Source organism: Streptomyces sp. NBC_01546, from assembly GCF_045208355.1.
Lineage (GTDB): Bacteria > Actinomycetota > Actinomycetes > Streptomycetales > Streptomycetaceae > Streptomyces.
In genome coordinates this window covers 3,187,742-3,209,625 of record NZ_CP109379.1, presented here as the reverse complement: position 1 = coordinate 3,209,625, position 21,884 = coordinate 3,187,742, and the positions used below count along the sequence as shown (strand labels likewise).

Below are 21,884 nucleotides of genomic sequence, written 5' to 3'. Positions count from 1 at the left end.
TTCATCACTTCGGGTGAAACTCTGGCCCTTGCTTGCGGTCTACAACCGTCGGTTGCCAGGCTGTAGCTGTCTGTCAACCTGATGGGAGTGGCCAGTGACTTTCGGTGAGCAGCCGGCCTATCTGCGCGTGGCCGGGGATCTGCGACGGAAGATCGTCGACGGTTCCCTGCCCCCGCACGCCCGGCTCCCCTCGCAGGCCCGCATCCGCGAGGAGTACGGGGTCTCCGACACCGTGGCGCTGGAGGCGCGCAAGGTCCTCATGGCGGAGGGGCTGGTCGAGGGCCGGTCCGGGTCGGGTACGTACGTACGGGAGCAGCCGGTGCCGCGGCGGGTCGCGCGCTCCGGCTACCGCACGGGCCGCACCTCGACCCCGTTCCGGCAGGAGCAGTCGGAGGCCGGGGCGCGCGGCACGTGGGATTCGAACAGCGAGCAGGCGGCGGCCCCGGCGGAGATCGCCAAGCGGCTCGGCATCGAGCCGGGCGAGCGGGTGATGCGGACGCGGTACGTGTTCCGCGACGCGGGGGAGGCGATGATGCTGTCGACCTCGTGGGAGCCGCTGGCCGTGACCGGCCGGACGCCGGTGATGCTGCCGGAGGAGGGGCCGTTGGGGGGCTCCGGGGTGGTCGACCGGATGGCCGCGATCGATGTCGTCGTGGACAACGTGGTGGAGGAGGTCGGCGCGAGACCCGGCCTGGCGGAAGAACTCGTCCTCCTCGGCGGGGTCCCCGGGCACGTGGTGCTCGTGATCGGCCGCACCTACTACGCGTCCGGCCGCGCGGTCGAAACGGCCGACGTGGTCGTCCCGGCGGACCGCTACCGCCTGGCGTACCACCTCCCGGTGAGGTGAGCCCGCGGCCCGCGGGGGTGTAACCGCCGTGCATTGCCCGCGGGTGACGGGGTGTCAACCCGTCGGATTTCGGCGCGATGGTGATCGCCTTAGTCCTCGCGATCCTCGCCCCGCCCCCGTCGGCCCGGTCCGCGAGACGCCGACCGCCCCGTCCGGTCGGGACGGGGCCGCGCCCTCGGGGCCACCTGCGGGGACACCCGCCGCAGCGGCACGGTGATCCTTCCTGTGCCCTCCCTACGCCGGGTCTGAACCGGCGCGCACGGCCCGCTCGTACGCGTGGCCGGATGCGTACGCCTGCGAGGTACCTCTTCGTGAAAAACCGTATCCGCTCCGTAAAGTCCGGGCGTAAGCTCGGGCATATGCGCAATGCGGTTTCCCGGTCAGGTGCGTCGGCGGAGGGTGAAACGCGATGAACGACAGCGGTGCCCTGCTCCCGTGGCTGGTCATACGTCAGGACGACAACGGCAACCGCTACCGGGTGGGCCGGTACTCCACCCGGGCCGAGGCCCAGAAGGTCGTCGACAGCCTCGACGACCGTGGACACAAGCAGGTCTACTGGGTCGAGCGGATCGGTCAGACCGCCACGATGAACTGAGCATCCAGTGTTGACATAGGCTCCGCCCATGACTGTACGAGTGGTCGTGGGCGGAGCCCTTTGTCATGAGGGGCGCCTGCTGGCCGCCCGTCGCAGCGCACCTCCGGAGCTGGCCGGGCGCTGGGAGCTGCCGGGCGGCAAGGCCGAGCCGGGTGAGTCCGTCCCCGAGGCGCTGGTGCGCGAACTGCGTGAAGAGCTCGGCGTCGAGGCCGAGCCGCTGGAGCGCATCCCGGGGGAATGGCCGCTGAAGCCCGGCCTCGTCCTGCACGTGTGGACCGCCCGCCTGGTCTCCGGTGAACCCGCGCCTCTGGAGGACCACGACGAGCTGCGCTGGCTGGGGCCGGATGAGCTGGAGTCGGTGGACTGGCTCGACCAGGACCGGCCCGCGGTCGCCGAGGCCGGGCGCCGCCTGCGCGCCGGGCAGCGCCCGAAACTGCACGACGGGGCGCCCGGGGGCGCGTGACGCTCGCGTTCTAGGCCGTCTGCGCCACAGTGCGCCGGTGCATGGGGGGTCGAGTGGTACGACGCCCCAAATAGGGGGTATGTCGCTATTAGTCCCAATCTCGTCCCCCTTTCGTCCCCGACGAACCGGACTGGGGTCGCTGCCGGCCCGGGAAGTGATCGGCGTGATCGACACAGACGGTGAATGCGCCGAGTGGGCCTTCCCCGCTGAGCCCGGCGCCGTCCGCACCGCCCGGCACGCCGTGCGCGGCGCCCTCCGGGCCTGGGGCCTCGAATCCGTCGGCGATGTGACCGTCCTGCTGGTCAGCGAGCTCGTCACCAACTCCCTGCGGTACGCGTCCGGTCCCATCGGCGTCCGTCTGGTACGGCGGAATCCGGCCGCCGACAGCCCGGTCGGCGGCGCCGCCCTCCTCGTGGAAGTTTCCGATCCGCTTCCGGATCCGCCCCGGGAGAGGGTCGCCCACGCCGACGACGAGGGCGGCCGCGGGCTGCATCTCGTCGCCGTCTCCTCGCAGCGCTGGGGGACCCGTCACGGGAAGTCGGGCAAGACTGTGTGGTTCGAGTTGGCTCTTCCTGGTGAGTAACAAGGTGACGGGTGGCCGACCATCACACGAGGTGGCTCGAAACTAACGGGACCTTTTTGTGATCGTGAACGCCGTGCCGTCCGGGGCCGTGGTGCTGAATACTGCGGTCATGGCCGGTCCGGTTGCGGTGAGCTGGAGGGGACGGTCGCGTGAGCGAGATACCTGCGCAGGCACATCAGACCAGGGTGCCCGGGGAGACATGGCACGACTCCCTGTGGCACAGCAGTCCGCCTGGTTCGATATATGACTACATAAAGGTCGCCTCTTTCTCGATCGGTCCTGACGGGCTCATCGACCAGTGGAGTCTGCGCGCCGAGGATCTCTTCGGGCTGACCGCGGCCCAAGCCGTGGGCCGCGATCCGGTCGACGCCTTCATGCCGCCCGAGCTGCGCGCGGGCGGACACCGCCGGGTCGCCGAGATTCTCGACGGCAAGGAATGGACGGGCCTCGTCCCCTTCCGGATTCCGGGCGGCGACGGTGAGCACGGCGTGGCCGAGATCTACGTGATGCCCACGCAGACCGAAGCCGCCGAGCGGGCCGCGCTGTGTGTCGTCGTCGACGTGCGCGCGCTGCGACGCATCGAATCCGATCTGGCGGCGTCACAGGCCATATTCGGCCAATCTCCTTTCGGTTTCCTCCTTTTCGGTACGGACCTGACCGTGCAGCGGGCCAACCGCCGCTTCGCCGCCGTCTTCGGGGGCTCCGCCGAGGAGCACCGGGGCCGGACCGTGCACGACTACCTGCCGGTGCACGAGGCCGACCGGATGGCCGAGGCCCTGCGCCGGGTGCTGGAGACCGGGGACTCGGTCACGGACCTCCGCATCACCGGAGCCGCCCCCGGCAGCCGGGACAACCGCCACTGGTCCATCAACCTCTACCGCGTGCACGGCGGGACGGGCCGGCCCATCGGCATCGCCGGGATCGGGACCGACGTCACGCGCCGTCACCTCGCCGCCCGCGAGGCCGCCGGGGTCCGGCGCAATCTCGCACTGCTCAACGAGGCCGGGCACCGCATCGGGAACTCCCTCGACCTGGAGACCACCGCCCGCGAACTCCTCGACGTCACCGTCCCGGGCTTCTGCGACCTGGCCGCCGTCGACCTCTACCAGGGGCTGCTGCTCGGCGACGACGACCGGCCCGCGCGGCCGCAAGGCCCCGGGGTGCCCTCGCTGCCGCCCGGGCTGGGCGCGGGCCGCGCCCCGTCCGCGCCGCTGCGGCGGGTCGCCTTCGCCTCGGCCGTCTCGGACGCCCCGCTGTCGGGACCGGGCGCGCTGGTCTCCGTAGGCGAGGTGCACCGCTATCCGGCGGCCTCGCCCGGGGCGCTGGCGCTGCGCACGGCACGGCCGCGGCTCATCGAGGGGGGCGGCGCGGACGACCTCGTGCAGTCCACGCTCGTCGTGCCGATGGTCGCCCACGACACGGTGGTCGGCCTCGCGCAGTTCTCCCGTACGAAGGGCAGCGAACCCTTTGGCGAACGGGACCGGGCGGTCGCCGTGGAGCTTGCCGCACGGGCCGCCGTCTGCATCGACAACGCGCGGCTCTACCGCCGCGAGCACGAGCGGGCGCTGATACTGCAGCGCAGCCTGCTGCCGCCCGGCGACCCGGAGGCGGCCGGCCTGGACATCGCCTGCCGGTACCTGCCGGGGAACGCGGCCACCGAGGTCGGCGGCGACTGGTTCGACGTCATCGAGCTGCCCGGCCACCGCACGGCGCTGGTCGTCGGCGACGTGATGGGACGGGGGCTGCGGGCCGCCGTCGCGATGGGCGAACTGCGCACCGCCGTACGGACCCTGGCGCTGCTGGACCTCGAACCGGCGGAGGTGCTGACCGCGCTCGACGAGATCGCCCGGGGCCTCGGGGCGCCCGGGGGGTCCCAGCAGGCCTCGCGGGCGGCCCTGCACTCGCGGGACGCTGACCGCTCGGAGGTGTACCTCGCCACCTGTGTGTACGCGGTGTACGACCCCGTGACGCGGCGCTGCACCATCGCCAACGCGGGCCACATGCCGCCCGTGTTGGTCGAACCGCCGGACGAGGCCGGGCGGCCGCGCCCCGCGCTGCTGCTGGAGGTGCCGCCCGGGATGCCGCTGGGAGTGGGCGGGGAGCCGTTCGAGGAGGTGGAGGTGGACCTGCCGGAGGGGGCGCTGCTCGCGCTGTACACCGACGGACTCGTGGAGTCGCGCGACCATCCGCTGGAGGAGGGCCTGCGCGGGCTGCGGGAAGCCCTGGCGGACCCGGTCCGCCCCCTGGAGGACGTCTGCGACCACATCCTGAACACGCTGGACACCCGGCACGGGGAGGACGACATCGCCCTGCTGATGGCCCGGGTACAGGGCCTGCCGCAGGACGCGGTGGGGGACTGGCAGCTGCCGCGCGAGGCCCGCTCGGTGGGCCGGGCGCGGGAGCTGGCGCGGGCGAAGCTGCCCGCGTGGGGCCTGGAGGGACTGCTGGACACCACCGAGCTGCTGGTCAGCGAACTGGTCACCAACGCCCTGCGCTACGGGGAGGGCGAGATCCGGCTCCGGCTGCTGCTGGACCGGACCCTGGTGTGCGAGGTGTGGGACGCGAACCTGGTCCAGCCGCGGCGGCGCCGCGCCCGCGACACGGACGAGGGCGGGCGGGGCCTCCAGCTGGTGGGCCTGCTGTCGGCCGGGTGGGGCACGCGGCGCACCCACCGCGGCAAGACGGTCTGGTTCGAGCTCCCGCTCCCGGGCGCGGCGGCGGAGGCCGTGGCGGAACTCTCGGCGGAGCAGCTGCTGGGCATGTACGGGTAGCGGGCCGGACGGGGCCCAGGTCCTGTCGCCCGGACAGGCCTAGGCGGTGGCCTTCAGGGCGGCGAGGCGGGCCTCGATCTCCGAGGTCTTGCCGAGGTCCTCCAGGGACTCGAACTGCGCGTCCAGGGAGGACGCGGCCAGTTCCTGCTTGCCCATCGCCATGGCCTCCTCGCGCCGCACCTTCTCCTCGAAGCGGTTCAGGTCGCTGGTCGGGTCCATGACGTCGATGTTCTTCACCGCGTCCAGCATCGTGTTCTGCGCCTGCGCGGTCTTGGCCCGGGCCACCAGCTCGTCGCGCTTCGCCTGGAGCTCCGTCAGCTTGTTCTTCATCGAGTCCAGACCGGACTTGAGCTTGTCGACGACCTCCGTCTGGGCGGCGATCGTCGGCTCCGCCGTCTGCGCCTCCTTCTCCGACTGCATCTGCCGGCCCAGCGCCACCTTCGCCAGGTTGTCGAACTTGTCGGCGTCCGCAGCCGAGCCCGCCGCCCGCAGCTCGTCCGCCTTCTTGCTCGCCGCGAGGGCCTTGCCGCCCCACTCGGCGGCCGCCTCCACGTCCTCCTTGTGGTCGGCCTCCAGCATCCGGAGGTTGCCGATCGTCGTCGCGACGGCCTGCTCGGCCTCCGAGATGTTGTTCGTGTAGTCCCGGATCAGCTGGTCCAGCATCTTCTGCGGGTCCTCCGCCTGGTCCAGCAGCGCGTTGATGTTGGCCTTGGCGAGCTGGGTGACGCGGCCGAGGATGGTCTGCTTGCTCATGGTGGGTCTCTCCTGGTGAGGGATGTGGGTACGCGCTGAGGTTCAGAAGCGGCCGCCGCCGCCCATCCGGCCGCGGGTTCCGCCGCCGCCGAAGGATCCGGGCCCGCGGCCGCCCCCGCCGCCGAGGCTCCCGCCCCCGAACCCGCCGCCGCCCCCGAAGCCGCCTCCGCCCCGCAGGAGCTCGCCGAGGATGATCCCGCCGAGTACGGCGCCGCCCTGGCCGCCGCCGGACCGGCGGCCCCCGTACGGGTCCTGGTACGCCCGTACGTCCTGCTCCGCCAGCTGCTGTGCCTGCCGGGCCAACGCGTCCGCCTGCTGGGCCTCCGCCAGCGCGGCCGCGGGGTCCGGCTCCCTCATCGACACCGACCGCTCGATGTGCCGCTGGGCCTCCGCCAGCCGGGTGCGGGCCTGGCTGCCGACCGCGCCCCGGCTGGTGGTGATGTAGTCCGTGGCCGCGCCGATCGCGCTGCGCGCCGAGAGCAGGGCCTGCTCGAGCAGGGCAGTCGCCCGCTGCCGGCCCGACTCCCGCTCCCGCGCGCCGGCCAGCGCCTCGTCCAGGGCCGCGTCTGCCTCCTCGACCCGGCGCAGCGCGTCGATCGGGTCGTACCGGCCGCCCGCCTGTTCCTGCCGTACGTCGGCCAGGACCGACTCGGCGCGGCCGATGCGGCCCCGCAGATCCGCCGTCGAGGTGCCCTCCGCGGTGCCGCTGAGCAGCCCGCCCGCGTCCGCGAGGTCGGTCTCCGTCTCGTTCAGCGCGCCCGGCAGCTTCCCCGCCGCCTCCGCCAGCTCCTGGGCCCGCCGCTCCACCGCGTCGAGGAGTGTCGCGGCCTGGTCGACCGCGCCCTCGGCGGCCCGTACGTGCACGGCCGCCCTGCCGTTGTCGCCTCCGTCGACGGCGGCACGGGCCTCGCCGAGGTGGGTGGTGACGAACAGCAGCCGGTCCTCGGCCTGTTCGGGGTTGGAGGCGACGGGCGCGGACGCGGAGTCCGCGTACCGCTGCGTCAGCGCGGTCAGGGTCGCCACGGCCGTCGTGGTGCGCCCCGTCAGCGCCCGGAAGTGCGCCTCCACGGTGGCGAGGGCCTGCGGGGCGTTCTTCTCCAGGTCCCGCAGCCGGTCGAAGTCCGCGGTCTCGGCGTCGAGCCGCCGGCTCGCCTCGGTGCACCGGGCGACGATCTCGTCCAGCATCCGGCGCCGGGTCGCGTCGTCCTCCGGATAGGCGTCGTCGAGCTGCTGGCGCAGCCGGAAGGCGTGCGTCAGCTCGCTCTTGGCGTACTCCACGGCCGTGTTGAAGGGGGCGACCGCCTCGTCGCCGAACTGTGCGGTGGCGAAGCCGAGTTCCTCGATGCTGGTGCGGATGGAGTCGTCGGTCTCCACCAGCAGCGCCTTGGCCTTCGCGTCCAGCTCCGGCAGCGGGAGCCGGTCGGGCGCTCCCTCGGGCCAGCCCGGCCCGGTCTTCGTACCGCGACCGCCGCCGGCGGCGTCCTTGCGCTTGCGGCGGGAGTACGCGTACGCCCCGAGCGCCCCGGCCGCGCCGACCGCGATCACCGGGAGCACGTAGTCCCCGGCCCCGCTCTCCCCGCTGTCCTTGCCGCCGGGATCCGCCGGGCCGGGGGTGATGGCGGGCACGGGTACGGGCTGCCCGCCGAGGACCGCGTTGTAGCCGTTGGCCGCGCCGATGGCGGCCCCCGCCCAGTCGTTCTGCCTCAGGGCGGGCTCGATGGCCGTCCGGGCGACGTCCGCGAGCTGCTGCTCGGTGAATCCGGAGTCGACGGCGGCGGAGTAGGCGTACTGGCGGGCCCCGGTCGCCACCGCCAGCAGGACGTCGTCCTGGCCCAGGCCGTTCTTCTCCGCGGTGGCGTCGGCCCAGCTCTGGGCGGAGCGCCCGGAGAAGTCCCGTACGTACGTCACGAAGAGCTGGATCCTCCGGTCGGCGTACAGCTTGTCGATCGCGGCGGCGACGGCGGCGTTGCGGTCTCCCAGTGCGCCGACCCGGTCGGTGATCTGCCCCTGCTGCGAAAGGGTGACGGGATCCTCGGCCCGGGCGGGCGGCGCCCCGGCCACGCCCCAGCCGCCGAGCGCCAGCAGCGCGGCGGCGAGGGCGAGCCCGGCCCGTACGACTGTCTTGCTTCTCGGCGCAGTCACATTTGGGAGATTATTGGCGGTTTCATCCGCCCGCACCCGGAGTCAGGGCACCTACTGGGTGTCGGAACGCCGCCGGATCTTGCTTCCGAGCCACACCAGCGGGTCGTACTTGCGGTCCACCGCCCGCTCCTTCAGCGGGATCAGGGCGTTGTCGGTGATCTTGATGCCCTCGGGGCAGACCTCCGTACAGCACTTGGTGATGTTGCAGTAGCCGAGCCCGTGCTCCTCCTGCGCGGTGCTCTTGCGGTCCAGGCCCCCCTCCGCCGCCGCGTCCAGGGGGTGCATGTCCAGCTCCGCCACCCGCATCAGGAAGCGCGGACCGGCGAAGGCGGGCTTGTTCTCCTCGTGGTCACGCACCACATGACAGGTGTCCTGGCACAGGAAGCACTCGATGCACTTGCGGAACTCCTGCGAGCGCTCCACATCGATCTGCTGCATCCGGTACGCGCCCGGGGCCACCCCCGCCGGCGGTACGAAGGCCGGGATCTCCCTCGCCTTCTGGTAGTTGAAGGAGACGTCCGTGACCAGGTCGCGGATGACCGGAAAGGCACGCAGCGGGGTGACCGTGATCGTCTCGGACCGCTCGAAGGTCGACATCCGCGTCATGCACATCAGCCGCGGCCGGCCGTTGATCTCCGCGCTGCACGAGCCGCACTTGCCCGCCTTGCAGTTCCAGCGCACCGCGAGGTCCGAGGCCTGCGTCGCCTGGAGGCGGTGGACGATGTCCAGGACCACCTCCCCGTCGTGCACCTCGACGGTGAAGTCCCGCAGTTCCCCGCCCTCCGCGTCGCCCCGCCAGATCCGGAAGCTCGCGTCGTACGTACTCATTCGTAGAGCTCCTCTTCGGAGAGGTACTTGACCAGCTCTTCCTTCTCGAAGAGCGCGAGCAGGTCGGAACGGATGGGGTCGGTGCGGGTGCGTACGAGGGCGATCCGGTCGGCTGCCGGATCCGCCGGGGCCAGGTTTCCGTCATCGACAGTCACGGGGCGGCACAGCAGGTTCACCGGGCGCCAGCTGCGCTCCATCGCCGGGCAGTCCTCGCGGGTGTGCCCGCCCCGGCTCTCGGTGCGCTCCAGGGCGGCGCGTGCCACGCACTCGCTGACCAGCAGCATGTTCCGCAGGTCCAGGGCCAGGTGCCAGCCCGGGTTGAACTGCCGGTGCCCCTCGACACCGGCCCGGGCGGCCCGCTCCCGCAGGCCCGCCAGTTTCTCCAGGGCCTCGGCCATCTCGCCCGCCCGGCGGATGATGCCGACCAGGTCGTTCATCGTCGTCTGGAGCTCCTGGTGGAGGGTGTACGGGTTCTCCGCGCCCTCGGCGGCGTGGAACGGGGCCAGCGCCTCCGCGGCCGCAGCGTCGATCTCCGACTGGGCCACCGCCGGGCGCGCTCCGGCCCCCGAGGCGTACTCCGCCGCGTGCAGCCCGGCCCGCCGCCCGAAGACCAGCAGGTCGGAGAGGGAGTTGCCGCCGAGCCGGTTCGAGCCGTGCATCCCGCCCGCGACCTCGCCCGCCGCGAAGAGCCCCGGCACCCCGACCGTGGCGGCGGTGTCCGAGTCGACCGCGATCCCGCCCATCACGTAGTGGCAGGTCGGGCCTACCTCCATCGGCTCCGCGGTGATGTCCACGTCCGCCAGCTCCTTGAACTGGTGGTACATCGAGGGGAGCCGCCGCTTGATCCGCTCCGCCGGCATCCGGGTGGACACGTCCAGGAAGACGCCGCCGTGCGGGGAGCCGCGGCCCGCCTTCACCTCGGAGTTGATGGCCCGGGCCACCTCGTCGCGCGGCAGCAGCTCGGGGGGACGCCGGTTGTGGTCCGGGTCCTCGTACCAGCGGTCGCCCTCCTCCTCCGACTCGGCGTACTTCTCCTTGAAGACGTCGGGGACGTAGTCGAACATGAACCGCTTGCCCTCGCTGTTGCGCAGCACCCCGCCGTCGCCGCGCACCGATTCGGTGACGAGGATGCCCTTCACCGAAGGCGGCCAGACCATGCCGGTCGGGTGGAACTGCACGAACTCCATGTTCAGCAGGGGCGCGCCCGCGAGCAGCGCCAGCGCGTGCCCGTCGCCGGTGTACTCCCAGGAGTTGGAGGTGGTCTTGAAGGACTTGCCGATCCCGCCCGTGGCCAGGACCACCGCCGGGGCCTCCAGCACGAAGAAGCGGCCGGACTCGCGCTCGTAGCAGAAGGTCCCCGAGACCCTCTGCCCGTCTTTCAGGACCCTGGTGACCGTGCACTCCTGGAAGACCTTGAGCCGGGCCTCGTAGTCCCCGTACTCCTTGAAGTCCTCCTGCTGGAGCTGGACGATCTTCTGCTGGAGGGTGCGGATCAGCTCCAGGCCCGTACGGTCGCCCACGTGCGCGAGGCGCGGGTACTCGTGGCCGCCGAAGTTGCGCTGGGAGATCTTCCCGTCCGGCGTGCGGTCGAAGAGCGCGCCCCAGGTCTCCAGCTCCCAGACCCGGTCCGGGGCCTCCTTCGCGTGCAGCTCGGCCATCCGCCACTGGTTGAGGAACTTGCCCCCGCGCATGGTGTCGCGGAAGTGCACCTGCCAGTTGTCGCCCTCGTTGACGTTGCCCATGGAGGCGGCGATCCCGCCCTCCGCCATCACCGTGTGGGCCTTGCCGAACAGGGACTTGCAGATCACGGCCGTACGGGCGCCGCGCTCGCGGGCCTCGATCGCGGCCCGCAGCCCGGCGCCGCCCGCGCCGACGACCACCACGTCCCATTGCTGCCGTTCCACTTGAGCCATCTCAGAAGATCCTCGGGTCGGTGAACGTGCCGGTGGCCAGCAAGTACACGTAGAAGTCGCACAGGGCCACGCTGACCAGGGAGGCCCACGCCAGCTGCATGTGACGGGTGTTGAGCCGGCTGACCCAGCCCCACAGCCGGTAGCGCACCGGGTGCTTCGAGAAGTGCTTGAGGCGGCCGCCCATGATGTGCCGGCAGGAGTGGCAGGACACGGTGTAGGCCCAGATCAGCACGATGTTGACGAGGAAGATCAGCGTGCCCAGGCCCATGTGGCCCCACTCGTAGTGCTCGTCGCGGAACGTCAGCACGGTGTCGTACGTGAGGATGCCCGCGACCGGCAGCGCCGTGTAGAAGAAGTACCGGTGCGCGTTCTGGAAGATCAGCGGGAAGCGGGTCTCGCCGGTGTACTTCGCGTGCGGTTCGGCGACCGCGCAGGCGGGCGGCGAGGCCCAGAAGCCCCGGTAGTAGGCCTTGCGGTAGTAGTAGCAGGTCAGCCGGAAGCCGAGCGGGAAGATCAGGATCAGCAGGGCGGGGGACAGGACCCACCAGCTGCCGAAGAGGTCCCAGTTGGGGCCGCCGCGCATCTCCTGGCAGTTCTCCGCGAGACACGGGGAGTAGAACGGGGAGACGTACGGGGCCGCGTAGTAGTCGGCGTTCGCGAAGGCCCGCCAGGTCGAGTAGACGATGAAGGCGAGCAGCCCGGCCGCGGTGCCGGCGGGGGCCAGCCACCACCGGTCGGTCCGCAGGTGCCGGGCAGCGATCGCGGCCCGGGAGGCGTCGTGGACGCCGCCGGGCCGCTGCTGGGGTGGTTGTGTGCCTGTGGCCAAAGGAGACTCCGGGAGGAGTGATGGGCCCAGGAGACCCGGCCGCCGTGGGCGGCCGGGCCAGATGGGGTGAAGGGCGTACGGGTGCTCGCGGGGCGGGGGACGTCAGGGGGCGCGGCGGTCGCGGGCGCCCAGACCCTCGTCGTCGGTGTCCGTCCACAGCGAGCTGTCGTACGGGGTGTCGGGGACCGTCACCATCCGGGACGGGTCCGGCGGGGCGGATCCGGTCCGCGGGCTCGCCGGATCCTTCCGCTTGGCCTGCTGTTCCAGCTGCTCGACCTTGCGCGTCAGCTCGTCCAGGTTGCGCCGTACGGCATTCAGATCGTCTTGCAGGGACATGATTTGTGCCCTCACTTCCGCAGGGTGCGGTGGCAACGCTCATGTGCGCCTGCGAGTGTCGCCCTTCACGTCCCCCGTTGTGAAGGGACGTGCAGCGATTGCGGGCGCGCAGGCGTGAACTGTGCGCCCCTCCCTGGACCCCATTCTCATCCCTCTTCCGAGGGAACGCCTCTTTGGCGCGCAAGCGGGATTGGTCCGCACGGGTGGGGTTCGCGGCGTGGCGCGAGGCGGCTGCGAGGGGTGTGGCGGGCTGTCGATTTCAGTGGGTTCCGGCAACCGGTGTGATCAGCTCCATATACCGCCGAACGTGATCATGCTTCCCCCACGCCCCGCCCCGGAGGTACCACCCATGTCCCAGAGAAGGCGCAGGTCCTTGGCGCTCCTGACCTCGGGAGTCCTCGCACTGCCGCTCCTCACGGGCTGCGGCGCGGGTGACGACGAGGGCGGCCCGGCCGCCGCCGGACCGGACATCGCGACGACCGCGCGCGACAAGGTCGCCGACGGGGGCGTGTTGCGCTGGGCGGTGGACGCCCTTCCGGAGACCCTGAACACCTTCCAGGCCGACGCGGACGCCACCACCAACCGGATCGCCGCGGCCGTGCTGCCGCAGCTGTTCGTGCTGGACGCCAAGGGGCGGCCGGTGGCCAATCCCGACTACCTGGAGAAGGCCGAGGTCGTCGAGCGGGAGCCCAAGCAGGTCGTCCTGTACAAGCTGAACCAGCAGGCGGTGTGGAGCGACGGCCGCGAGATCGGCGCCCCCGACTTCGTCGCGCAGTGGCGGGCCCTGAACGGCAAGGACTCGGCCTTCTGGACGGCCCGCAACGCCGGCTACGAACGGATCGAGAAGATCGAGCGCGGCAAGACCGACCTGGAGGTCAAGGTCACCTTCGCCAAGCCGTACGCCGACTGGCGCTCCCTGTTCAGCCCCCTTTACCCCAAGCAGGTCACCGCCACCCCGGACGCCTTCAACGAAGGGGCCCGAGGCGCCCTCAAGGTGACCGCCGGACCCTTCGGCCTGGGAACGATCGACAAGAAGACCGGCACCGCCGCCCTGACCCGCAATCCGCGCTGGTGGGGCCAGCCGGCCAAGCTGGACACCCTGGTGCTGACGGCGGTGCCCCGGGCGGAGCGCCCGGCCGCGCTGGCCGCCGGGAAGCTGGATCTGGCGGAGATCGACCGCTCCGGCGCCGACCGGATCGCGCTCGCCCACCGGGACGCGAAGCAGGGCGGCGCGGGTGCCGGCGGGGCGGGTGCGGGCGGGGCCCCGGCCCACGGCCCCGCAGCCTCCATGACCGCCGCGCAGGCCACCATGTCCTGGGCGGTCGCCTTCGGCGCGGACGAGGAGAAGGCGGAGGCGGAGAAGGAGACCCGCAAGAAGCACGCCGAGTCGGTCACGCGGTACGCCGCCGAGCAGGAGGCCCTGCGGAGGTTCACCATCCGCAAGTCCCTGGAGCCCGCCTACACCCAGCTCGCCATGAACGGCGCCACCGGTCCGCTGGCCGACGAGCGGGTGCGCCGGGCGGTGGCGCGGGCCCTGAACCGCAAGGAACTGGCCGAGATGGTACTGAAGCCGCTCGGCCTGCCCGCGAAGCCGGTCGGCAGCCACCTGGCACTGGCCGGGCAGCGCGCGTACGCCGACAACAGCGACGCCCTCGGCGGCCAGGACACCCAGGCGGCCCAGGCCCTGCTCGCGGACGCGGGCTGGCGCCGCGGCGGCAAGATCACCGAACCGGCGGGCGCGAAGGCGGGACCGGAGAGCGCGCCGCAGGACGACCCGAAGACCCCCTCGGGCCCGGGGACCGGCAACGACGGCCTCTACATCGTGGGCCAGGACGACGAGCGCAACGGCGACCACGGCGGTACGCACGGCGCCCTCCCCGAGGGGGCGCAGTACGGCCCCGACGGCGAGATCGTCGATGCCGACGCCTTTGCCCCGGACGCCCCCGGCGCGGCCCGGAACCGGCCCTCCCCGGTGCTCGCCCCGGCGCCGTTCGCGGCCCGGCAGGAGGCCTTCCTCCGTGCCCAGGCCGCCGCGGCGGGCAGCGTCGACGACGGCAAGGACGGCAAGGACGGCGAGGCAGCCGAGCCGGCCGATCCCGCCAAGGGCACCGCGCCCCCGGCCAAGCAGGCCACCCGTACCTCCGGCGCCATGCTCGCCAAGGACGGCAAGGCGCTCAACCTGCGCTTCGTGCTCCCGGCGGGCCCCGGATCGGAGGCCCTGCGCTCGGTCGGCGAGCGGATCGCCCAGATGCTCCGGAAGGTCGGGGTGAACACCGAGATCAAGAAGGTGGCCGACGAGAGCTTCTTCAAGGACCACATCGCCTCGGGCCAGTACGACCTGGCGCTCTACTCCTGGCCCGCGACCGCCTACCCGGCCACCGACGCCCGGCCGATCTTCGCCAAGCCGGAGCCGGCCGCGGACGGCTCGCTCCTCGTCGAACAGAACTACACGCGGGTCGGCACCGACCACATCGACCAGCTTTTCGACCAGGCGGCCGGCGAGCTGGACGAGGAGCAGTCCCGTGAGCTGATGCGCAAGGCGGACGCCAGGATCTGGGCCGCCGCCGGCTCGGTCCCCCTCTACCAGCGCCCGGAGCTGGTGGCCGTCAAGCCGGCCCTGGCCAACGCCGGCGCCTTCGGACTCGGGGCTCCCCGCTTCCAGGACATCGGCTGGAAGAAGCCCCCGACGGCCAAGAACAAGAAGCAGTAGCCGCAGAAGGAGAGTGGGCGAAGAAGTGGTGACAAAGGGGGGCCTGTCAGGTTGACCCTTGGCTTCCAAGCTCAGATGTGACTCAAGTCCCTTGCCCGCCGGATCCCCGGCGGGCAAGGTCGTGGATACCCGTTGACCCGCATGATTTCCGGCAGGACCAACGGCCGGTGCACCCCACCCCGCACCCGGCCGTCCTCATTCGTCCGGCCTCTTGACAGACCCCCCGGCGGGCGGTTCCCGCCGCGCGACGTACCATGGGGTAAGGCCGTGGCAGGTTTTCGCCCGGTCGAGGCGCGCGTGCCAGGCCGTACGCGACGCCATCCACGATCCCGGGAGAAGCGCCGAAGTGCCCACGCGCCACGACATCCGTAACGTCGCCATCGTCGCCCACGTCGACCATGGCAAGACGACCATCGTCGATGCCATGCTCAAGCAGGCCGGTGCCTTCGCCGCCCACCAGCACCTCGACGACCGCATGATGGACTCGAACGACCTGGAGCGTGAGAAGGGCATCACGATCCTCGCCAAGAACACGGCGGTGAAGTATCACCCCAAGGACGGCGGGGCCCCGATCACGATCAACATCATCGACACCCCCGGCCACGCCGACTTCGGTGGTGAGGTCGAGCGCGGTCTGTCGATGGTGGACGCCGTCGTTCTGCTGGTGGACGCCTCGGAGGGTCCGCTGCCCCAGACCCGCTTCGTCCTGCGCAAGGCTCTGCAGGCGAAGATGCCGGTCATCCTCTGCATCAACAAGACCGACCGCCCGGACTCCCGGATCGACGAGGTCGTCAACGAGACGTACGACCTCTTCCTGGACCTGGACGCGGACGAGGACCAGATCGAGTTCCCGATCGTCTACGCCTGCGGCCGTGACGGCGTGGCCTCGCTGACCAAGCCCGAGGACGGCACCGTCCCGGCGGACAGCACCAACCTCGAGCCGTTCTTCTCCACGATCCTCGAGCACGTCCCCGCCCCGGTGTACGACGACGAGGCGCCCCTCCAGGCCCACGTCACCAACCTGGACGCCGACAACTTCCTCGGCCGCATCGCGCTCGTCCGCGTCGAGCAGGGCGAGCTGCGCAAGGGTCAGACCGTCGCGTGGATCAAGCGTGACGGCACGATCTCCAACGTCCGCATCACCGAGCTGATGATGACCGAGGCGCTCACCCGCAAGCCGGCCGAGGTGGCGGGCCCGGGTGACATCTGCGCGGTCGCCGGTTTCCCCGACATCATGATCGGCGAGACCCTGGCCGACCCGGAGAACCCGATCGCCCTGCCGCTGATCTCGGTGGACGAGCCGGCGATCTCCATGACCATCGGTACGAACACCTCCCCGATGGTCGGCCGCGGCGGCAGCGGCAAGGGCGCGGACGCCAAGTCCGCGGTCAAGGACCGCAAGGTCACCGCCCGCCAGGTCAAGGACCGTCTGGACCGCGAGCTGGTCGGTAACGTCTCGCTCCGCGTCCTCGACACCGAGCGTCCCGACGCCTGGGAGGTCCAGGGCCGTGGTGAGCTCGCGCTCGCCATCCTGGTCGAGCAGATGCGCCGCGAGGGCTTCGAGCTGACCATCGGCAAGCCGCAGGTCGTCACCCAGGAGGTCGACGGCAAGGTCCACGAGCCCGTCGAGCGCATGACGATCGACGTCCCCGAGGAGCACATGGGCGCGGTCACGCAGCTCATGGGCGTCCGCAAGGGCCGCATGGACAACATGTCGAACCACGGCTCCGGCTGGGTCCGCATGGAGTTCGTCGTCCCGTCCCGCGGCCTCATCGGCTTCCGTACGGAGTTCCTCACGGGCACGCGCGGCACCGGCATCGCCCACTCGATCCACGAGGGTCACGAGCCGTGGTTCGGCCCGCTGGTCACCCGTAACAACGGTTCGCTCGTCGCGGACCGCGCCGGTTCGGTCACGCCGTTCGCGATGATCAACCTGCAGGAGCGCGGCGTCCTGTTCACCGACCCCGGCACCGAGGTGTACGAGGGCATGATCGTCGGCGAGAACTCGCGCTCCGACGACATGGACGTGAACATCACCAAGGAGAAGAAGCTCACCAACATGCGTGCGGCTTCCGCGGACAACACCGAGAACGTGGTGCCGCCCCGCAAGCTCTCCCTGGAGCAGTCCCTGGAGTTCTGCCGCGACGACGAGTGCGTCGAGGTGACCCCGGAGGCCGTCCGCATCCGCAAGGTCGTCTTGGACCAGAAGGACCGCTCGCGCACCGCGTCGCGCGCCAAGTCCGGCAAGTAGTCACAGCCGCGTAAGCGGTTCAAAGCCCGGCCCCGCACGGATTCCGTGCGGGGCCGGGCTTTTTCGCGTCCGCTTCCCCTGCTTCCGGGATTTCTTCCCGGTATCGGGACAAGTACGGGACAGCCGCCTCATGAAGGTCAGGACCGGATTCGGACATCCTGACGAAGTCCATTCCAGAGGGAGTGGACGAGAGGAGAAGCTGATGCCGCAGTTGGAGATCGAATTCCCGGCCATCGCGCAGAACTGGCTGGCAGCCGAGAGCGTCCCGCAGATCGGGCGGGATTCCGGCGAGGAGCGCGCCTGGGTTCCCGCCTACTGGGCCGGTCCCGCCGCCGCCTGAGGCGTGACATCCAGCCGGGGGGTGCCAGTTCCGGGCGCCCCCCGGTTCCCTTTTTCCCGCACTCCGTACCGGACGGTGTTTTCGATGTCGCTTGTAGCATCACGTGATTCCTCCCGAGAGAAAATCGGCCGCGCGGACGGACTGCTGGTCGCCGACGGCCGATTCGGTGATTCCGGGGCCATCGGAGAACGCAACGTGGCCCGCTTCGTCCTCGGCCTCCAGCTGCTGGCGCAGAAGGACGCCCGCCACCCGGACGCGTTGCGGCGGCTCTCCCTGCTGAGCCGCGAGCAGCTGCTACCGCTGCTCGGCGACCCGGTCCTGCGCAACGCCTTCGAGGACGACATGGCCAAGCTGGAGAACGGCCATTCCGGCGCCCTCGGCCTCGCCGAACTGGCCGCCCGCCTGCCGCTCGACCCGGACGGCCTGGGGCCGTGCGAGCGGATGGCCACCCCGCACGTCAGGCCGTGGCCGGAGCAGGGGCCCGCCTGGCTGTGGACCGAGATGAGCCCGGCCGACCGGGTGCCGGGGGACCTGTCGGCCCGGCTGCGCCGGCTCTACGACGGCAGCATCGAAGGCGGTCCGGCCGCGGATCCCGTCATACCGACCCCGGAGATGTGCCGAGCGCTGACCCGGGGAGCCGACCTGCTCACGCGGCTGCTGCCGCAGGTCGGCCCCAGCGTGCTGCGGCACGTCTCCGTCGTCGGCTTCACCCGGGGGGAGTCGGCGGACGGCCCGCTGCAGTCGCTCTCGGGCGGCGACCCCCTCCCGTCGGCCATCCTGATGGCCCCGGAGCGCCTCGACGACCCGTGGACGGCCGCCGAGACCCTCCTGCACGAGGGCGTCCACCTCAAGCTCTTCGACGCGCTGCGCTCGGGCGCGCTGCTGAAGGACGCGGACCTGTCGGTGCCCATCCCGTGGCGGCAGACGCAATGGCGGCTCGTACGGGTGCTCGTCGCGCTCCACTTCTACGTCCACATGCTGGTGTTCCAGGAGGCCGCCCGGCACGCGGACGACACGCTCCGGGCGGAGTTCGGCGATCCGCCGTCGGGGGAGGTCATCGACGCGGTGAGCCCGGACACCGAGGCGGCCCGGAACGGCACCTACGGGACGAGCCTGGAGCGGGCCCGCTACCTGGCCGAGTACGCCCTCGGCCTGCCGGAAGGGCGCCTGACGGCCGACGGCCGGCGGTTCCTGAGCTGGCTGCTCGACGCGCTGCACCTGGTGCACGAGGACTCCGGGATCACGCCGCCCACGGGGGTGGCAGGCGTGGCCCCGGCGCAGCCGCCCGCCGTGCCGGAGGGCGTGGTGGTAGGCCGTACCGCCTGCGCGATGGCCCGGCCGCTGCCCGAGCGGGGGGAACTGCTCGTGGTGAACACGGACACCGCCGCGATGCACTGGCTCAACGCACGCTCATGGCTGATCTATTCGCTGTGCGACGGCCGAGACGTGGGATCCGTACGGGATGAATACGGGCGCAGGGCAGGACTGGATTCCGATTCCGCGCGCACCCAGGTCGACGCCTGCCTTTCCGAATTGACGGCGGCCGGGCTCTTGCAGTGAAAAAGCCGGGACGCAGTCGGGACATCTGGATCAGGTATCCGGGACGGAATCCGGGAGATGATCGTCTCGATTCATTCGGCCCCAATTGCGAGGGGGAAACGTGTCAGTTTCTCTGGTAGATCCGGTCGTCCGGGAGTTCGGCCTCGATGAGTTCGATCTCGATGTGCGCATCGCGGTGAGTTCGGACATGGCGCCCATCGAGGCCGGCTTCAGCAACTGGTACTCCTGCAAGGGCACGTGTGGCATGCAATGCGTTTCGCAGCCCATTATGTACTCCCACTGTTTTTGCTGAATCGGGACACGGTCGGGACATTTGCATCAGGAATCCGGGACGGATGGCGAGAGAAAATCATCTCGTTCCATTCGGCCCCAATCAACTCATGGGAGAAAACATGTCGGTTTCTTTGGTGGAGCCCGTCGTCCAGGACCACGGCCTCGATGACTTCGACCTCGATGTGCGCATCGCGGTGAGCTCGGACATCCCGTCCATCGAGGGCGGGTTCAGCAACTGGTACTCGTGCAAGGGCACGTGTGCCTCGTACTGCTGCGACCAGGAGGCAACGCTCATTACCTGCGCTGTCTGCTGACAATGATCGGGAGGCGGCCTGCCCTTTCAGGGCAGGCCGCCGTACTCATGTGAAAGGGCGGCCTGAAGTGTCAAGCGAGCGGGTCTTCGTCATATCTCCGCGGAAAAGCGGAACCCACCTGGTGCAGGAACTGCTCGTGCACCTCGGCTACAGGATCTACGGTGAGCCGGTACCGCCGAGCGCGGGGCGCCCGGCCTTCAGTATCCGCGAGCGGCTCGAGATGGCGGAGAAGTTCCTCGACCCCGCCGAATTCGAAGCACTCGACCACGAGCGGGACCGGGACGCCTTCATCCGTACCACGGACGAGGTCTGGCTCCAGCTGGCCTGGGCGTGGCAGACCCGCCTGGCCGTGGCGCCGCTGGCCCATGTCGAGGCGATGGCTCCGGAGGCACGCTTCGGCCCGAAGATGCGCCCCGAGATCTGGACCGCTCCGTTTTCCAGTACCCCGGCCGGCGTGAGCTGGATCTTCCACTCGGTGGACGTCTGGCGGATGGACAGCTCGTTCCTGGCCGAGTGGGTGAACACCGGCTCCCCCAAGGTGATCCTGAACTACCGGGACCCCAGGGACGTCCTCGTCTCGCTCGTGGACTTCTTCTCCCGGAACAACGGGCTCAAGTTCATGAGGTACCCGGAGTCGGCCATCTTCGGTCCGGTCCTGGAGTCGATCGAGGACTACGGGAAGAAGCTGGACTACGCGCTGTCCGATCCGCAGATGCCGCTGCTGTCCGACTTCGAGTCCGCCATCAGCTTTCTGCACCACCCGAACGTCTGCCACGTCTCCTTCGAGGATCTCGTCGGCCCGCAGGGCGGCGGGAGCCGCGCGGCGCAGCTGGCCGCGGTGGGGCGCGTCGCGGACTGGCTGGACCACGACGTCGACCCCGAGTCCGTCGTCGACCGCCTCTTCAACCCGCAGTCCTTCACGCTCAACAAGGGCCGTACCGGACGCTGGCGGGAGTCCTTCTCCCCCGCGCACGTGGAGCGGTTCGAGGCCAGGTTCGGCCACCTCCTCGACAGCTTCGGCTACGCGCGGGAGGCCGGACAGTGATCACCGGCCCCCTCGCCGGGCAGGTACGCCGCACCGCACACCTGATCGCCTCGCGCCTCGCCGATGCCGGGTACGTCGCCGACCGCGTGGCCGCGTCGACCGCAGACCCCAACACTTCGGGAGCGCGGCGCGCCAGCTCGCTGCTCGCCGGTGACGCCGGGATCGCGATGGTGCTGCGCCTGGCCTCGGAGGCCGACCCGGAATCCGGTGACCACTGGCGCCGGGCCGCACACGGGACGCTGACCCGAGCGGTGCGGAGCACCCACGACAGGCCGCTGTTCGGCCATGGCATCGTCGGCGGGTCGGCCGGCCTGGCCCTCGCACTTTCGGAGTTCGCCGCGGGCGACCAGCGCTACCAGCGACCGCTCGACAGCCTGCACACCCGCCTCGCCGACCAGCTGGGCGCTCGGGACAAGCCGGCTGTCGGCTCCCATGCGAGCATCGCCGAGTACGACGCGCTACAGGGAGCGGCGGGCACCCTCGGCTACCTGCTGTCCGTGCCCGGACCGGATGCCGCACTGCGGGACGGCGTCCACGGACTCGTCGACGAGCTGGTGCGGCTCTGCACCCCCGCCCCGGCGGAGGCGGAGTCCCGCTGGGTCGTCCCGCCCGAGGACTACCCGCTGCTTCCCAGGGACCTGGAGGAGTATCCGCACGGGTACATCAACCTGGGCCTCGCCCACGGCATCCCCGGCCCGCTCGCCGCGCTGTCCCTGGCCTGGCGAGCCGGCTACCGCCGCCCCGGCCTGCGCGAGGCGATCGGCAACGGGATCGCCCTGCTGTCGTCCGCCGCCGTCGAGGACGGCTTCGGGATCGACTGGCCGAGCGGCATAGCGATGGACCCCGAAGGCAGGCGCACCCAGGCCCGGCACCCCGCCAGGACAGCCTGGTGCTACGGAGCGCCGGGGATCGCCGCCGCCCTGCTCATCGCGGCCGACGCCCTGGAGGACGAGGAACTGCGGGCCTACGCCGTCGCGGCGTTCGAAGCGGCGCTGCGACGGTCCGAAGAGCACATCCACACCCTGTCGCCCACGATCTGCCACGGCCTGGCGGGCCTGCTGGCGGTCTGTGAGGTCTTCGCCCGTACGACGGACAGCGTCCAGGCCAGGGCCGCGCTCCCCGTACTGACGGAGCGGCTGCTCGCGCACTGCTCCGAGGACCTGGCCTTCGGGGTGCAGAACCTCGAGATGCCCGACCTTCGGATCGACAACCCGGACTTCCTGTGCGGTGCGGCCGGTGTTGCCGCCGTGCTGTGGACCGTGTCCGCGCCCGCCCCCCGACGGCGGTGGCAACGCGCCCTGCTCATCGCCTGAACCACCTGCGGAAGAAAGTGA

Annotated in this window: 19 protein-coding genes; 13 read left to right on the top strand and 6 right to left on the bottom strand. The window is 71.1% G+C overall.

Features of this window, described 5'->3' with window-relative positions; genetic code table 11:
• Positions 1–94: 94 nt before the first annotated feature.
• From OHA89_RS14280 to OHA89_RS14260, 5 genes are all read left to right on the top strand, one after another.
• Positions 95–847, top strand: coding sequence for a GntR family transcriptional regulator (locus tag OHA89_RS14280; RefSeq protein ID WP_257554354.1), 753 nt, complete (start codon positions 95–97; stop codon positions 845–847).
• 409 nt (positions 848–1,256) lie between these two features.
• Positions 1,257–1,442 carry an SPOR domain-containing protein gene (locus OHA89_RS14275; RefSeq protein ID WP_069921775.1) on the top strand — a complete coding sequence of 62 codons (186 nt, stop codon included), beginning with the start codon at positions 1,257–1,259 and terminating at the stop codon, positions 1,440–1,442.
• A gap of 28 nt (positions 1,443–1,470) precedes the next feature.
• On the top strand, positions 1,471–1,905 hold the full coding sequence (locus OHA89_RS14270) for a (deoxy)nucleoside triphosphate pyrophosphohydrolase (protein ID WP_215146028.1): 435 nt from the start codon (positions 1,471–1,473) through the stop codon (positions 1,903–1,905).
• Positions 1,906–2,059: 154 nt separating this feature from the next.
• Positions 2,060–2,488 carry an ATP-binding protein gene (locus tag OHA89_RS14265; RefSeq protein ID WP_215146031.1) on the top strand — a complete coding sequence of 143 codons (429 nt, stop codon included), beginning with the start codon at positions 2,060–2,062 and terminating at the stop codon, positions 2,486–2,488.
• Between the two features lie 158 nt (positions 2,489–2,646).
• Positions 2,647–5,259, top strand: coding sequence for a SpoIIE family protein phosphatase (locus OHA89_RS14260; protein WP_406368493.1), 2,613 nt, complete (start codon positions 2,647–2,649; stop codon positions 5,257–5,259).
• A gap of 39 nt (positions 5,260–5,298) precedes the next feature.
• Here the strand turns inward: OHA89_RS14260 and OHA89_RS14255 are convergent, their stop codons facing one another.
• The 6 genes from OHA89_RS14255 to OHA89_RS14230 all read right to left on the bottom strand — a co-directional run bounded on the left by OHA89_RS14255 (position 5,299) and on the right by OHA89_RS14230 (position 12,057).
• Entirely contained in the window at positions 5,299–6,012 is a 714-nt protein-coding gene (locus OHA89_RS14255) for a PspA/IM30 family protein (RefSeq protein ID WP_215146033.1), read from the bottom strand.
• A 42-nt stretch (positions 6,013–6,054) separates the two neighbouring features.
• Positions 6,055–8,154, bottom strand: a complete 2,100-nt coding sequence (locus tag OHA89_RS14250; protein ID WP_406366301.1) for a TPM domain-containing protein — start codon at positions 8,152–8,154, stop codon at positions 6,055–6,057.
• Positions 8,155–8,205: 51 nt separating this feature from the next.
• Positions 8,206–8,982: a succinate dehydrogenase/fumarate reductase iron-sulfur subunit gene (locus tag OHA89_RS14245; RefSeq protein WP_266943286.1), complete on the bottom strand. Its 777-nt coding sequence runs from the start codon at positions 8,980–8,982 to the stop codon at positions 8,206–8,208.
• Positions 8,979–10,895, bottom strand: coding sequence for a fumarate reductase/succinate dehydrogenase flavoprotein subunit (locus tag OHA89_RS14240; protein WP_266615171.1), 1,917 nt, complete (start codon positions 10,893–10,895; stop codon positions 8,979–8,981). Before OHA89_RS14240 ends, OHA89_RS14245 begins: the two co-directional genes overlap by 4 nt.
• Before the next feature lies 1 nt (position 10,896).
• Positions 10,897–11,721 carry a hypothetical protein gene (locus tag OHA89_RS14235; RefSeq protein WP_266615169.1) on the bottom strand — a complete coding sequence of 275 codons (825 nt, stop codon included), beginning with the start codon at positions 11,719–11,721 and terminating at the stop codon, positions 10,897–10,899.
• Between the two features lie 102 nt (positions 11,722–11,823).
• Positions 11,824–12,057 carry a hypothetical protein gene (locus OHA89_RS14230; RefSeq protein ID WP_257554345.1) on the bottom strand — a complete coding sequence of 78 codons (234 nt, stop codon included), beginning with the start codon at positions 12,055–12,057 and terminating at the stop codon, positions 11,824–11,826.
• Between the two features lie 349 nt (positions 12,058–12,406).
• Between OHA89_RS14230 and OHA89_RS14225 the strand changes: the two genes are divergently transcribed.
• The 8 genes from OHA89_RS14225 (at position 12,407) to OHA89_RS14190 (ending at position 21,863) form a co-directional block, all read left to right on the top strand.
• Positions 12,407–14,767: an ABC transporter family substrate-binding protein gene (locus OHA89_RS14225; RefSeq protein ID WP_266615167.1), complete on the top strand. Its 2,361-nt coding sequence runs from the start codon at positions 12,407–12,409 to the stop codon at positions 14,765–14,767.
• A 346-nt stretch (positions 14,768–15,113) separates the two neighbouring features.
• Positions 15,114–17,018, top strand: a complete 1,905-nt coding sequence (gene typA, locus OHA89_RS14220) for a translational GTPase TypA (protein WP_266615165.1) — start codon at positions 15,114–15,116, stop codon at positions 17,016–17,018.
• A gap of 202 nt (positions 17,019–17,220) precedes the next feature.
• Positions 17,221–17,358, top strand: coding sequence for a hypothetical protein (locus OHA89_RS14215; protein WP_257554341.1), 138 nt, complete (start codon positions 17,221–17,223; stop codon positions 17,356–17,358).
• A gap of 84 nt (positions 17,359–17,442) precedes the next feature.
• Entirely contained in the window at positions 17,443–18,918 is a 1,476-nt protein-coding gene (locus tag OHA89_RS14210; protein WP_266615163.1) for an aKG-HExxH-type peptide beta-hydroxylase, read from the top strand.
• Positions 18,919–19,018: 100 nt separating this feature from the next.
• Positions 19,019–19,210, top strand: coding sequence for an FDLD family class I lanthipeptide (locus tag OHA89_RS14205; RefSeq protein ID WP_353962583.1), 192 nt, complete (start codon positions 19,019–19,021; stop codon positions 19,208–19,210).
• Positions 19,211–19,310: 100 nt separating this feature from the next.
• Positions 19,311–19,505 (top strand): FDLD family class I lanthipeptide, encoded by a 195-nt coding sequence (locus tag OHA89_RS14200; protein ID WP_257554339.1) that lies wholly within the window; start codon positions 19,311–19,313, stop codon positions 19,503–19,505.
• Positions 19,450–20,550, top strand: a complete 1,101-nt coding sequence (locus OHA89_RS14195) for a sulfotransferase domain-containing protein (protein ID WP_322975527.1) — start codon at positions 19,450–19,452, stop codon at positions 20,548–20,550. The genes OHA89_RS14200 and OHA89_RS14195 overlap by 56 nt, the downstream gene beginning before the upstream one ends.
• Positions 20,547–21,863 (top strand): lanthionine synthetase C family protein, encoded by a 1,317-nt coding sequence (locus OHA89_RS14190; protein WP_266615161.1) that lies wholly within the window; start codon positions 20,547–20,549, stop codon positions 21,861–21,863. The genes OHA89_RS14195 and OHA89_RS14190 overlap by 4 nt, the downstream gene beginning before the upstream one ends.
• Positions 21,864–21,884 lie beyond the last annotated feature (21 nt).